The sequence below is a fragment of the Mitsuokella apri genome (assembly GCF_051886055.1).
Taxonomy (GTDB): domain Bacteria; phylum Bacillota; class Negativicutes; order Selenomonadales; family Selenomonadaceae; genus Mitsuokella.
This window is the reverse complement of record NZ_JBJEXT010000055.1, coordinates 14,912-28,040: the sequence shown is the minus strand read 5'-3', so window position 1 is coordinate 28,040 and position 13,129 is coordinate 14,912. Positions and strand designations below refer to the sequence as shown.

12 protein-coding genes and 1 pseudogene are annotated in these 13,129 nt (G+C 50.5%); 1 reads left to right on the top strand and 12 read right to left on the bottom strand.

What is annotated here, in order from left to right; genetic code table 11:
- Positions 1-87: 87 nt before the first annotated feature.
- The 6 genes and pseudogenes from ACI4OH_RS08295 to ACI4OH_RS08265 form a co-directional block, all read right to left on the bottom strand.
- Positions 88-405: an L-rhamnose mutarotase gene (locus ACI4OH_RS08295; protein ID WP_118015612.1), complete on the bottom strand. Its 318-nt coding sequence runs from the start codon at positions 403-405 to the stop codon at positions 88-90.
- A gap of 131 nt (positions 406-536) precedes the next feature.
- A complete protein-coding gene (locus ACI4OH_RS08290) occupies positions 537-1,889 on the bottom strand; it encodes an MFS transporter (RefSeq protein WP_435720826.1) in 1,353 nt (450 codons plus the stop codon).
- Between the two features lie 114 nt (positions 1,890-2,003).
- Complete coding sequence (gene rhaD / locus ACI4OH_RS08285) at positions 2,004-2,822, bottom strand: rhamnulose-1-phosphate aldolase (protein ID WP_435720827.1); 819 nt, start codon at positions 2,820-2,822, stop codon at positions 2,004-2,006.
- A 31-nt stretch (positions 2,823-2,853) separates the two neighbouring features.
- The gene (locus ACI4OH_RS08280; protein WP_435720828.1) at positions 2,854-4,089 is read right to left on the bottom strand and encodes an L-rhamnose isomerase; all 1,236 of its coding nucleotides are present in this window, start codon (positions 4,087-4,089) and stop codon (positions 2,854-2,856) included.
- 18 nt (positions 4,090-4,107) lie between these two features.
- Positions 4,108-5,526: pseudogene (rhaB, locus tag ACI4OH_RS11860) on the bottom strand (rhamnulokinase).
- Positions 5,527-5,849: 323 nt separating this feature from the next.
- A complete protein-coding gene (locus ACI4OH_RS08265; protein WP_435720830.1) occupies positions 5,850-7,559 on the bottom strand; it encodes an ABC transporter ATP-binding protein/permease in 1,710 nt (569 codons plus the stop codon).
- 125 nt (positions 7,560-7,684) lie between these two features.
- Between ACI4OH_RS08265 and ACI4OH_RS08260 the strand changes: the two genes are divergently transcribed.
- Positions 7,685-8,377, top strand: a complete 693-nt coding sequence (locus ACI4OH_RS08260; RefSeq protein WP_435720831.1) for a hypothetical protein — start codon at positions 7,685-7,687, stop codon at positions 8,375-8,377.
- A gap of 141 nt (positions 8,378-8,518) precedes the next feature.
- Here ACI4OH_RS08260 and ACI4OH_RS08255 read toward each other — a convergent pair whose 3' ends face one another.
- The 6 genes from ACI4OH_RS08255 to ACI4OH_RS08230 form a co-directional block, all read right to left on the bottom strand.
- On the bottom strand, positions 8,519-9,913 hold the full coding sequence (locus tag ACI4OH_RS08255) for a glycoside hydrolase family 1 protein (RefSeq protein WP_435720832.1): 1,395 nt from the start codon (positions 9,911-9,913) through the stop codon (positions 8,519-8,521).
- A 25-nt stretch (positions 9,914-9,938) separates the two neighbouring features.
- A complete protein-coding gene (locus ACI4OH_RS08250) occupies positions 9,939-10,256 on the bottom strand; it encodes a PTS lactose/cellobiose transporter subunit IIA (protein ID WP_435720833.1) in 318 nt (105 codons plus the stop codon).
- Between the two features lie 53 nt (positions 10,257-10,309).
- Positions 10,310-10,483 carry a hypothetical protein gene (locus ACI4OH_RS08245; RefSeq protein WP_435720834.1) on the bottom strand — a complete coding sequence of 58 codons (174 nt, stop codon included), beginning with the start codon at positions 10,481-10,483 and terminating at the stop codon, positions 10,310-10,312.
- A gap of 7 nt (positions 10,484-10,490) precedes the next feature.
- Positions 10,491-11,678, bottom strand: a complete 1,188-nt coding sequence (locus ACI4OH_RS08240; RefSeq protein WP_435720835.1) for a PTS sugar transporter subunit IIC — start codon at positions 11,676-11,678, stop codon at positions 10,491-10,493.
- 202 nt (positions 11,679-11,880) lie between these two features.
- Positions 11,881-12,192: a PTS sugar transporter subunit IIB gene (locus tag ACI4OH_RS08235; RefSeq protein ID WP_432647091.1), complete on the bottom strand. Its 312-nt coding sequence runs from the start codon at positions 12,190-12,192 to the stop codon at positions 11,881-11,883.
- A gap of 221 nt (positions 12,193-12,413) precedes the next feature.
- Positions 12,414-13,127 carry a GntR family transcriptional regulator gene (locus tag ACI4OH_RS08230; RefSeq protein ID WP_432647090.1) on the bottom strand — a complete coding sequence of 238 codons (714 nt, stop codon included), beginning with the start codon at positions 13,125-13,127 and terminating at the stop codon, positions 12,414-12,416.
- Positions 13,128-13,129: the final 2 nt, after the last annotated feature.

Genomic DNA, 13,129 nt, shown 5'->3' with positions numbered 1-13,129 from the left:
CGCGAGGGAGGCTATGCGATTTTATTTTGCTTCAAAAGTTGTAAAGTGCTGTTACTTTAGGAAAAGATATCAAGTGGATGAGCAAGTTCAAGGCAGGAAGAATACCTGCTGCATCTTTGGCTGTGCACCCGTCTTCGGATCCATTTCCATGACCATGACATCTTTCATATATTCATTCCATTTATCCACAACGGGGCTTTCTGCCTGATACTTCTCAGCGTAGGCCACGCCCTTTTCGCATTCAAAATAACCAAAGAGCTCATTACCGACATTCCAGATCGTATAATTTGAAATGCCAGCTTCCTTGAGCACCTGTTTCATCTCCGGCCAGATATGAGCATGACGATACTTGTACTCCTCGAGTTTGCCATCCTTGACCGTAGCTTTCCATGCAAAACGTTCCATCGAAAAGACCTCCTAAAAAGAAAGAAAAGAGCCTTCCCCCTGCTTCTCCATTTGTCTGTCAAAAGAAGTCAGCCGAAAAGGCGAAGGCCCTTTATTGATACAGATTACCTAAAATCGTGAATCAACATCTGTTATTTTCCTGCCGGATGCATCGTGCTGGCATTCTGCTCAGCAGAATCAACAAACCAGCCATTTTCATCGATTTCATTGCCATAACGCTGTTTCGTGACTTCATCAAGCGTCATACCGCGGGCATCCGAACCGAAGAACGTGCCGGCAACCCAGCTGACGAAAACAAAGCCAATCATGATCATCGCAGCGACCTGGAAACCAACCGTCTCCATGAGGATTGGAACAAGGAAGCCCCAGATAGCGGCCGAAAAACGCGTAACAAAGAACGTGAAGCCCTGTGCCGTTGCACGATAGCGAACCGGGAAGAGTTCGGAACTCCAGAGCTGATAGAACTGCTGCTGCATCGAAAATCCCCAGAAAACGGTAAAGAATACGAGCATCCACATCTGCAGCATGTCAGCCGGCAGAGCCCAGACAAACCAGCTGATAACGCCAAGTCCGGAAAAAATGCCAAAGATCTTACGGCGATTGAATTTATCACCCGTGTACATGAAAATGAATGTCGTCAGGATGCAGACGGCAAAGTTCGTAGCCGTCAGGAGCAGGGACATGGAATTCGAAAGTTTGCCGACATGCTCGTAAATGTACGGCATAAAGAAACCATTCGTGCTGGCTGCGAGGTTCCAGAGCGTGTAAACGGCGCAGAGCATGACAACCGTCTTGAGGCAGGTGCCATGAAGGATATCGCGGTAATGGACTTTGCGGACTTTGACGCCTTTGGCCTCAAGTTCCTGTTCGCGTTTATGCGCTTCCGTCCATTCTGTCGACTCCGGCATTTTCAGGCGCTGATACCAAATCCAGCCGGCGACTACAATCAAATGAGCGAAGATAATGCGGTTGCCGAGGAGACCGAACATCGAGTTGAGCGGGATAGATGCGAGGAAGACGACAACTGGGCCGAGCATCCAGGCAACCTGCGCGGAACCGCAATGCTTAGCACGGTCCTTCGAAGGAGCTTCTTCGGCGATGAACGTCCAGGAAGCAACGACATCGGCACCGACCATCAGGCCGACAACGACATAGCCGAGCAGGAACATTGGATAGTTCGTTGCGAGGCAGATCATCAGTACGCCGATCATGTAAATGAGCAGTGCGTAGTTATAAACGAATTTACGTCCGTACTTATCACAAATCTTGCCGCCGATCAGGGCACCGATAGCTGCACCGCCTGTGTTCGAGGAAAGCGCGGCCAAAAGGCCCATCTGTACGCTGCTCATGCCGAGATAATCCTGCCACATGGAAAGACCGGAAGCACCTGCTACGATTGAACCAGCATCGATATAACTGATGAGGCCGGCAATCAGGGTCTTTTTCCAGGCGGACATGTGGTAATCAATTTTGACACCTAACATTATAATTCCTCCTATGATCCCCAAAATTCATTTTTGCTTATGAATATTAAGTCAATTAAGGTTTTAGGAATGGCGGCAGGAGCAGTTCATTTCTCCTGCCGCAATCCGATTCATTTAGTCCAAAAGGTCCGTATTCAGGTTAATGTGGAAATCCTTCGCGAGCTGGATGAAGCCCTCACGCGGGATGGTCTGCTTCTTGCCGCCCATCGAAAGGACTTTGACGCAGATTTCCGAAGCCTTCTCGACCGTATCCATGAGGCCAAACGCTTCATCGAAGTCATCGCCGCAGACGAACAGGCCATGATGTGCCCAAACGATAACGCGGTATTTCTCCATGAGCTTGACGGATGCATCGGCAATCTCCTTGCCGCCCGGTACCATCCACGGCACAACGCCGATGCCTTCCGGGAAGATGACCGGATCTTCCGTGGCCATTTCCCAAAGCGCACGCGTAAATTCCTTATCCTTGAGCGGCAGGACAAACGTCAGCGCGATGAGATTCGTCGGATGAGCATGATAGATGATGCGGTTCGTGCCGTTCGTCATCTTTTTCTTGAGCTCGTGAGCCGCAAGATGCGTCGGCAGTTCACTTGTCGGACGGCCACCGTTGACGAGGCCCCAGACGATGCCGTAATTCTCGCCCTTCTCATCAATCTTGATGAGTGCGGTATTTTCCTCAGGAGCCAATGCTACATTGCGCATGTACTTGCCGCTGCCCGTGACGAGGAAATACTCGCCAGCAAGCCCCGGCACCGTATTGCCAATCGGCTTCCACTCTTTGACTTCGTGCAGGGATTCCTTGACCGCCTCGACGTCTTCCGGTTTGACGCGGTACGTCAGGTTGCCGCCGTTGCGCTCATGCCAGCCCTTCTGGAAGGCATCGGCCGTCAGGCGTTTGAAGCCCTCCATGAATTTTGAGTCCTTGATATCCATGACACATTACCTCTTTATAGCAAAACTTTGATTATCTCTTGAACAGAACGTCCTTCTCGTATTCCTTGACAACCGGATACCACTGGCCGTCAACTGGAACATCATTGCGTTTGCAGAACTCGGCCCAGACATCGCCGAACGGCAGCGTCTTGATTTCCTCCAATCCCTGCAGGACACGCGTGAAATCGGCCTGATCCTGTGCTTCCTTGAGTTCCTTATTCGGCGTCAGCAGACCATAGAGCAAGGCTTTCTGCATATTGCGCATGCCGATGACCCAAGCCGCGATGCGGTTGATGCTGGCATCGAAGAAGTCGAGGCCAATAAATACCTTGTCGAGGGCATCGCAGCGGACGAGTTCCGTCGCGAGTTCCTTGAGCTCATCGTCGAGTTTGATGACATGGTCACTGTCCCAACGGACCGGACGGCTGACGTGCAGAGCAAGGCTGTCGTTAAAGAGCAGCATAGAGGAAATCTTGTCCGAAACGACTTCCGTCGGATGATAATGGCCCGTATCGAGCAGGCACATGATGCCGTTCTTCGCAGCGTAGTTCATGTAGAACTCATGCGAACCGACCGTATACGATTCCACGCCGATGCCGAAGACCTTGCCTTCGACCGAATCCGCGATGTTCTTGCGGTCATATTTGACGGAAAGAATCTCATCGAGGGATTCCTTGAGGCGCTGACGCGGTCCGATACGGTCAGCCGGCACATCCTTCGTGCCATCCGGAATCCAGATGTTATCGAGCGCCGTGATGCCAAGCTCTTCGCCGAAGTAGTTTGCAATCTTACGGCAGGCTTTGCCATGGGCAATCCAGAAGTCGCGGATATCCTTATCAGGGCTCGAAAGCGTCATGTTGTTCTTGACGTTCTTGTGGCTGAAGAACGTCGGGTTGAAATCAAGGCCGATGCCTTCTTCCTTCGCAAAGTCAACCCAAGCCTTGAAATGTTTCGGCTCAATCTTATCGCGGTCGACTTTTTCATCCGTGATGCGGTAGGAAGCATGCAGATTGAGTTTATGCTTGCCCGGAATCAGGGAATATGCCTTCTTGATATCCGCCATGAGCTCTTCCGGATTGCGTGCACGGCCCGGATAATTGCCTGTCGTGGCAATGCCGCCCGTCAGGGCATCCGAGTCAAAGCCAAGGACATCATCGCCCTGCCAGCAGTGCATGGAAATGCGCACTCCCTGCAGTTTTTTCAGGGCAGCTTCAACGTCCACGCCAATGGCTGCATACGCTTCTTTTGCATCTTCAAATCTCGACATTATGAAAACCTCCTAATATTATTCAAATGTATTCTCGATGCGCTTGACATCGAACGATTTTGCCACGACCTGACGCGCTTCCTTAAGGTCTTCAAAGACCTTGTCACGCAGCATCTGGGCCATGATATTGCCGATGGCCGTCGCTTCAACCGGACCGGCATAAACCTCTTTGCCCGTCGTCTCCACGAGCAGACGGTCGAGGAATTTATCCTGACAGCCGCCGCCGACCACATGGATCGTATCGTAGGTACGGCCCGTGACCTCTTCGATTTCCGCGACGGTCTTGGCGTAACAGTTCGCCAGACTCTTGTAGACGCAGTAGAGAAGTTCGCATTCCGTTTCCGGTTTTTCCTGTCCCGTCTTCTCGCAGTAGTCCTGCAGTGCCTTGATCATGCTTTCCGGCGCGAGGAAGGATTCGTCATTGACATCGACGGTCGATGTGAAATAACGGCCGATATGCGCGAGCTCGTAAAGCTCTTCAAACGTGTATTTATGTTTGAACTCGCGGCGCAGGTTCTGCATCATCCACATGCCCATGATGTTCTTGAGATAACGGTAACGGTGATGATAACCGCCCTCGTTCGTGAAGTTATGCTTGCGGCTCTTTTCCGTGCAGTCCGGAATCAATCGTTCAATGCCCATGAGCGACCAGGTACCGGAACTCAGGTAAATGCTGTCGTCCGAATTCGTCGGCACTGCCATGACGGCTGAACCCGTGTCGTGCGTAGCCGGCAGTACAACGTTTGTCGTGAAGCCGACGCGTTCACTCATTTCTTTTGAAAGCGGTCCGACCAGCGTTTTCGGCATATTGAGCTCACCAAAGATCTTCGTTGGTAGTCCGAGCATCTCGAGAAGCTCAAAATCCCAGTCCTGTGTTTTTGCATTAACAAGCTGTGATGTTGTGGCATTTGTATACTCATTCATGGCTACGCCCGTCAGGCGATAGTTGAGATATTATGGGATCATCAAAAAACGTTCTGCTTTTTCCAGTGCTTTTGGTGTTTCTTTTTTGATTGCCATGAGCTGATAAATGGAATTGAACAGCTGCTTTTGGATACCGTTGCGCCCGTAAAGTTCCGATTCGGAGATAACCTTGTATACCTCTTGATCCATGCCTTTCGTGCGGCCATCGCGGTACGCTACGGTATTGCCGATGATATTGCCGTTCTTATCGAGCAGGACAAAATCAACGCCCCAGGTGTCAATGCCGACGCTCTCCGGAATGCGGTCGAGTTCCCTGCATTTCTTAAGGCCCTCCGCAACCTCATGGAAAAGGTGCTCAAGATCCCAGCAAAGATGACCATTTTGTTTGACGAGCTTGTTTTCGAATCGGTAAATCTCCTCGATGCGGATCTTGCCTTTGTCAACCCAGCCCAGGATATGCCGACCGCTCGAAGCGCCGATATCAACAGCCAGATAATACTTTGTTTCTGACATATTTCCATCCCTTTCGATGAAGCAACACACTCAAAAACGCTTATTATTATTTTGTTATTGCTTTGTTTATCTTTGTTCTTACATGAGTTATTATATTCCCAGCGATGATAAAAGTCAACATTTTTTTCTTTATTTTTTATGTTTTTATTTGATTTATAATTGAATTATCTTCTGAAATAGCAGAAAAACCAACATTCATATAGAATCACAGGCTTTTTATACGACAGATCCTGCAATATCTGCATAAAAAAATCCGATTGGTTCTAAAACCAATCGGAAAATAAACAAATCCTATTGATGAAATATCTGTGTTCTTCTGTTTATCAGACCGTTACCGGACGGCACTGCCAGCTGCCGTCCCCCATGAGATGGAGTTCTTCCTGATGCTGCCGGAAAAGTGTCGAACGATGGCCGACACTGACGATACCCGTATGCGGCAGTTCCCTGCGCACGAGTTCGTACATTTCCTGTTCGCGCGGTTCATCGAGAGCCGAAGTCGCCTCATCAAGGAAGACCCAGTCGGGCTTTACGAGCAGGATGCGGGCAAAAGCCAGACGCTGCTGCTCGCCAAGAGAAAGGATGCGGCTCCAGTCGTCGATATCGTCAAGGCGTGGGATAAAGTCAGCCAGTCCGACTTTGCGCAGAGCCTCTTTGAGATTTTCTTCCGGCCCCGACGCACTGAGAGGATAATACAGGGCTCTCCTGAGACTGCCAAGCGGCAGATACGGTTTCTGCGGCAAAAACAGGATCCTGCTCTTAGCCGGAATCTCCACTTTGCCCTCACCATAGGGCCAAATGCCAGCCAGCGTGCGCAAAAATGTACTCTTGCCGCAGCCGGAAGCACCGGTAATCAGCAGACGGTCCCCGGCCTTGAGCGTCAGATTGCAGTCAGACAGCAGCACGCGGCCGTCCGGCAGTTTGACATCAAAATCACGCAGGGAAAGGTCATCCGTTGAAGCATTTTCACGCACCACTTCGCTTTCGATATCTTCTGCCCCTTCCATATGATTTGTAAAGCTTGCAAGACGGCGGATGACAGCTGCAAGCTGCGCGATGGTATCGTAAACCGAAACAAAGTAGGAAAGTGCATTCTGCACGCGGCCGAAAGCGGAAGAAGTCTGCATCAGACCGCCGAGTGTCATCGTGCCGGCAAAATACTGCGGTGCCGCCATGACGAGCGGCACGATGATGGCCAGCTGCCCGTAGCCGTTAACATAAAAGTTCAAGAGTTTTGTCCGACGCATGAGCTGCCAGTAGTTTTTGATGACCTTAGCAAAGCGTTCCGCAAACCCCACGGACTCCGGCTGTTCGCCGCGGTAAAAAGCGATGCTCTCGCTGTTCTCGCGCACGCGCATCATATTGAAACGAAAATCGGCTTCGTAACGCTGCTGGTCAAAATTGAGCCCAATAAGTTTGCGGCCGACAAAATGCACGCCAATCGTGCCGAGCACCGAATAAATGAGCGAGAACCAGAACATATACCCATAAATGACAAATTCATGACTGCCAATCGGCACGGTAAAGGCACCGGAAAGATTCCAGAGCACCACGCCAAAGGCGCCGAGTGTCGTGATCTGCTTGAGAACACCCACGAGCAGCTGCAGAGTCAGCGAGACAAATTGATTGATATCCTCGCTGATTCGCTGGTCCGGGTTATCCGTATCACTGCGCAGGACCTGAAGCCGGTAATAGACCTGCTTGTTCATCCAGTCATCAAGATAGCGGTCCGTCATCCACGTACGCCATTTAATCTGCAGCATCTGACGCAGATAAATCGCATAAACAGCCAAGATGATATAGAGGAACGCAAGACCTGTAAATTCTGCAATAAGCGACCAGAACGATTCTGCCTGATACTGCTGCAGGGCATTATAAAAGACATTATACCAGCTGTTTAGCTGCACCAGTACATAGACCGAGGCAAAATTCAGGCCAATGACGATGGCTAAAAGTCCCCGTGCCTTCCATTTTTCTTCTGAATTCCAGTATCCGCGAAACAGATGCCAGAAATTTTTCCAAAACTCTTGTTTCAAATTATCACATCCTTAACGAACACAGTATAACGCGTTCCCCGCTTCCCTGCAAGACTTGCGCCATTGTCTTTCCCGCTCCTATTTGTTAGAATAACAGTAAGAAATGAATTTTCGGAGGTAAGACCATGCTCATTTATATAGGGGCCATCGTCGCCATCCTGCTGCTTGCACTTCTCTACCATTATATACCGAGCCGCAGGATTTTCTTCTGTTTTTTTCTCGTCCTCTGTGCAGCGAGCGCCATTGTCTTTTTTGTCTGGCCTTCACCGCATCACAGCAATGACATCGTCATCAGTCAGCAGGAACGCGAAGACAGGCAGCAGCAGCAGCAAATATTTGCCGTTTGGTACGAAGGCTGCCAAAAGGATATCGATGACCTTGACCATAACTGGCAGCGGTATCATAAGATCCTCTCGGATTTCCACGACGACATCATCAGCATCCAGACGACGTATCTGCGCCTTGCCCAACTCGAAAAGGACAGTCAGGCACTCGAAGACCGCATTGCCGGACGCACACCGCCCCTCGAACTCAACGACTACTGCTACGACCAGTCCATCGAACTCGTGCGCAAGACTCATGACTATGCCGATGCCCAGCACCGTGCCATTGCCCTGACACGCGCTGCTGCAGATCCTGCGAATCTGCACACAGATGATCAGGAAGAACAGAGCCGGATGCTGCAGGCCGTCATGATTCGCGAATCCCCATCGGCACTCTTCATTGCCGATGAAATCGCGGCCATCCGCAGCTACCTCGCCCTGCCGGAAGAAACAGCAGACGGCGATAATACGGACAGCAGTCAAAAAGAAAACTGAAACAACTTATAAATTACAAACTGCAAACGACAAAAGGCCTCAAACCATGGTGCATGATGCATGATTCACCATGGTTTGAGGCTTTTTGCATATATTTTGTCTTTATAAGAGAGGGATGCTCAGACAAAAGTGGATACGTTATCAGAAACCATTATTTTCTGCAAGCCCGCGGAACCAGCGGCCCGACTTCTTAATGGTTTTTTTCTGTGTGACGAGGTCAAGCGCGATGAGGCCATAGCGGTTCTTGTAGGCATTGGACCAGGACCAGCAGTCAATCGGCGTCCAGAGATGGTAGCCAAAACAGTTCGAGCCTTCCTGAATGCCCTTGTGCAGCCATTCCAGATGCTCACGGATGAAGTCAATGCGGTAATCGTCGGCAATGACGCCATCTTCACCGATAAACTTCTCCTCGCCTTCCACCCCCATGCCGTTTTCGGAGATATACCACGGAATATTGCCGTAGTTATCGCGGACGTTGATGGCAACATCGTAGATGGCCTTCGGATAAATTTCCCAGCCGCGGTACGGATTCATGCGGCGGCCCGGCATTTCGTATGTATCAAAGTACTTATCCGGCAGCCAGCCATGCGAACCGTCGAACTTGGATTCTTTAGCCTTGGCGCGGAACGGCTGATAGTAATTGACGCCGAGGAAGTCGACCGTATTGTCATGAATCGTCTTCATCTCGTCAGCCGTCGCTTCCCAAAGTACGCCGTCGCGCGTCAACACTTCAACGAGCTTCTCTGGGAAAACGCCCTTGACAGCCGGATCGAGGAACGACTTGTTCTTGAACGTCTCCGCAAAGTCTGCAGCTGCTACATCAGCAGGGTCCTCGGAGCGCGGATAAGCAGGCGTCAGGTTGATGACGATGCCGATGCGGCCGCCGAGGCGCGCGCATTCCGTCTCATGGAAAATCTTGATGGCCTTAGCCGAAGCCAGATTGAGATTAAAGATGCACTGTACGGCTTTTTTGCCATCAACGAGCAGCGGATAATGGAACTGATACATGTATTCGCCTTCGGCTACGACCATCGGCTCATTGAACGTCGTCCAATCCTTGACGCGGTCGCCGAAGAGCTCAAAGCAGCGCTTGGCATAGATGGCAAAGAGGTCCACAACGTGTTTGCTCGTCCAGCCGCCGTATTTCTGATAAAGCTCAACCGGCAGATCAAAATGATGAAGATTGATAATCGGACGAATGCCATTCTTTATAAACGCATCGATGACATGATTGTAGAAGCTCACGGCCTCCGGATCCGTCTCACCCGTCTCAAAATCCTTGATGAGGCGCGACCACTGGATGGACGTGCGCACGGAGTTGAGCCCCGTCTCCTTCATCAGGCGGATATCATCCTCATAATCATTGTAGAAGTTCGAGGCGACATTAGGGCCAACCTCGTTAAAAAAGGCCTTGGGGTCCGTATCATACCAGTAATCAAATACATTGCGATGGGCTTTATGGAAACGTCCTTCCGACTGCGGACCGGACGTGGCGGCTCCCCACCAGAAGCCTTCTGGAAACTTATGTGCAATCACGCTGATCGCTCCTTATTTCTTCAAATCACTTTTTCAAATCTTCGTAGAGGTCTACCATGAGTTTGGCCATGTCGCGTACGGCAAGAGACGTCATGAAATGATCCTGGGCATGAATGAGCAGGATGGATTTCTCGACAGGGTGCCCATCGCATTCCGCCGACATCATGGCCGTCTGAATGTCATGAGCCTGGCCGATTTCCTTGCCGGCATCTTCAATCTGCTTGCGTGCTTTCTCGATATCGTGGTCTTTCGCGAGATTCTGAATGGCTTCGATGACCATCGAACGACCCGTGCCGGAATGCAGAATCAGCTGCATCGACTGTTCTACTGTTTTTTCATCCATGATATGAATACTCCTTTGCTTCCTATATAAATCTTCTACAGCTGCTGTTTGACTTAAGCTGCGTCTTCTTCCTCTTCTTCCTCTTCGTCCTTTATCTTATTGGCCGCGATGACAAACGGTGCGTAAATGCAGACATCCGCTGCGATACAGACGAGCTGCAGGAGACCGCCGCTTATGGAGCCGGTACCGATGAGGCCGCCGAAGAACGAAGGCATTGTCCACGGCACGACGTATTTAAAGATTGGTACAATCCCCGTCGAGATGGCCAGCCAGCCGATGATCGTATTGGCAATTGGCGCAAAAATGTACGGGATTGTACGGGATCAAAAGAATCGGGTTCAGGACAATCGGCAGACCAAAGGCGATTGGCTCCTGAATATTGAAGAGCATCGCCGGAAAACCGACTTTCGCGACAGCGCGCCAGCTTGCTTTCTTCGAGAAGATGAAGATGGCGAGTACGAGACCCATGACCTGCAGCAGCGTGAGTTCTTCAAAGAAGCCGTTCGAGAAAACATACGACGCATCGCCGGCCTGATTGGCAAGCTGTGCCGGCATGTAAACCATGTTCTGGATAGCAGCCGTGACATTGTGGCCGTGAATACCAAACCACCAGAAGAACCAAACGATGAACTGGTAGAGGATGGAGAAGCCGAGGCCCTGCGAAAAGCCCATGAGCGGTGCCTGAATCAGGGCATAAATGAGGTCATTCAGGGCTGTCTTGCCCATGAAATTGCCAACCGAGAGAATCGTGGCAAAGACCGTGAAAACAGACAGCGTGACAAAAACCGGCACGAGGACGGCGAAAGAATTCGATACAGCCGGCGGTACGGTCTCCGGCATCTTGATGCGGATCTTCTCGTTTTTCGAGAGTTTGACGAAAAGCCACGAAGCAACGGTTGCGACGATGATAGCCGTCAAAACAGCCTTATTGCCAAAATAATCGAGTCCAAAAGCACCGATCTTATCACCGGCCTTACCGATGACCTGGCCCGGCGTCACGATGATGAAAGCGCCGATAGCCGTCAGGGCCGTCGAGAACGGGTCCCCGCCCCAGATCGTGCCAAGACGGTAAGCAAAGGCAGCGACGAGCATGAACGAGAAGATGCCGAAGCCGACCGTAACGACATTGTTGCAGAGGCCTTGAATGATCTGCAGGGTCGAGACGAAAGCCGAAGCCTTATAGGCATCGCTCTTCGGATCGAGGCCCGTGAATACCTGACCGAGGTTCATGCCATCCGGGCCCATGATCGTGCCCCATGGATCGAGGATAACCCATTCCACGATGCCGAAGAACGAACCGACGATGATAAACGGCAAAAGCATGGAGAACGCATCACGCATCGCGAGCAGATAGCGATTGCCGGAAATCTTGCCGGCAATTGGCATCATGACGCTCTCAAATTTTTCAATTACAGAGTTCATTTCCCTTTTCTCCCTAATAATATTCAGTAAACTATTATATATTTCCTGATTATTCCGAAAGTATTATTCCTTCGAAAGGGGCGGACGGACCAGCGAGGGAGCCTGCTGCCCCCGGCAGGACTTTCCCACGCTGCCGTCTTCTGTCCTTCCGATTCATTTGTCAGACCTGTCCGTTGACTGACACGCAAATTCCTCAGCCGGATTATTTGGCATCAATCATCTTCAGCGCTTTATCGAGGACCTTATCGCCGCGGATCATGCCGTAGTCACGCATATCGACAACATCGACCGGGCATTTGCCGTTGACGATTTTCTTGACATCGCCGAGCATATGGCGGATCTGCGGTCCAAGCAGGACGGCATCGGCCGTGTCTACACGCTCATCGAGGATCTCAACCGAGAACGCTTCGACATGAACATCATCGAGGCCCTTTTTCTTGGCAGCTTCCTGCATCTTCTTGACCAGAATCGACGTCGACATACCGGCATTGCATACGAGATAAATGTTTTTCATGATGATTCCTCCTGTTTCGTAAAGCATTTCTGCTTGATTCCCTTTCCTTTTTACAGTTCTTATTATACTGTCTTGTATCGCTCTTGTCAACAAAAAGTTATGTCTTTTTGTAAATTAATTATAAACATGGTAAAGAAAAATTTTAAAATGATATATTATAAAAAACGACAGAAAGGAAAAGCAATGTTATCCCTTCTGTCGTTTGTATGAGGTGCTGCCCCTTAACGGATACTGACCACGCGAAAAGCCTGCTCATCGCCGCGATGATGGGCCTTTGAATACTCAAAAGCACGGCCGTCATCGAGGAAGGCAATCTGTTCGACCTCAAGGATCGGCAGTTTGCCATGCTGAATATGTAGGAACTTCTCTTCTTCCTCCGTTGGCATCAGCGCGCGGATAAACCGATGAGCCGACTGGATCTTGAAATGGAGCGTCTTTTCAATGTACCCGTAAATGGACTTTTCCAGAACTTCACGCTTAATTCCCGGAATCAGCTCAATCGGCATCTGCGTGTATTCGATGACGACGGGGCGCCCGTCGAGCTGGCGCAGACGCACGATATCATAGACAAAATCATCCGTCGTGATATTGAGCTTTTCCGCGACTTCCTGTGCCGGATGAATGATATCGAAACGCAAGACCTTCGTCTCGACTTTATGGCCCTCAAACGTTTTGGAAAATCCCGAGAACTGATTGGCCATGCTGATATCATGTACATCCTGATTGCCAAGGCTCTTGACGAAGGTCCCCGAACCGCGGCGCTTGACGACGAGTCCCTCCTTAACCAGCTGATCCACAGCCTTTTTGATGGTGATGCGGCTGACGCCGTACTGCTCGCACATTTCGCGCTCCAGTGCCAGCTGCTCGCCGGACTTATAGACTCCGGCCTGAATCTGCGAACGCAGCTCATTTGCTATTTCCTGATATTTTACCATAA

What these genes read in the sequence shown, in the direction of transcription:
- rhaD (WP_435720827.1), bottom strand. Translation starts at nt 2,822, where the DNA reads ATGGATATCAAGGACTCAAAATTCATGGAGGGCTTCAAACGCCTGACG.
- ACI4OH_RS08260 (WP_435720831.1), top strand. Translation starts at nt 7,685, where the DNA reads ATGCTCATTTATATAGGGGCCATCGTCGCCATCCTGCTGCTTGCACTT.
- ACI4OH_RS08240 (WP_435720835.1), bottom strand. Translation starts at nt 11,678, where the DNA reads ATGAACTCTGTAATTGAAAAATTTGAGAGCGTCATGATGCCAATTGCC.
- ACI4OH_RS08230 (WP_432647090.1), bottom strand. Translation starts at nt 13,127, where the DNA reads ATGGTAAAATATCAGGAAATAGCAAATGAGCTGCGTTCGCAGATTCAG.
- ACI4OH_RS08250 (WP_435720833.1), bottom strand. Translation starts at nt 10,256, where the DNA reads ATGGATGAAAAAACAGTAGAACAGTCGATGCAGCTGATTCTGCATTCC.
- ACI4OH_RS08235 (WP_432647091.1), bottom strand. Translation starts at nt 12,192, where the DNA reads ATGAAAAACATTTATCTCGTATGCAATGCCGGTATGTCGACGTCGATT.
- ACI4OH_RS08295 (WP_118015612.1), bottom strand. Translation starts at nt 405, where the DNA reads ATGGAACGTTTTGCATGGAAAGCTACGGTCAAGGATGGCAAACTCGAG.
- ACI4OH_RS08280 (WP_435720828.1), bottom strand. Translation starts at nt 4,089, where the DNA reads ATGTCGAGATTTGAAGATGCAAAAGAAGCGTATGCAGCCATTGGCGTG.
- ACI4OH_RS08290 (WP_435720826.1), bottom strand. Translation starts at nt 1,889, where the DNA reads ATGTTAGGTGTCAAAATTGATTACCACATGTCCGCCTGGAAAAAGACC.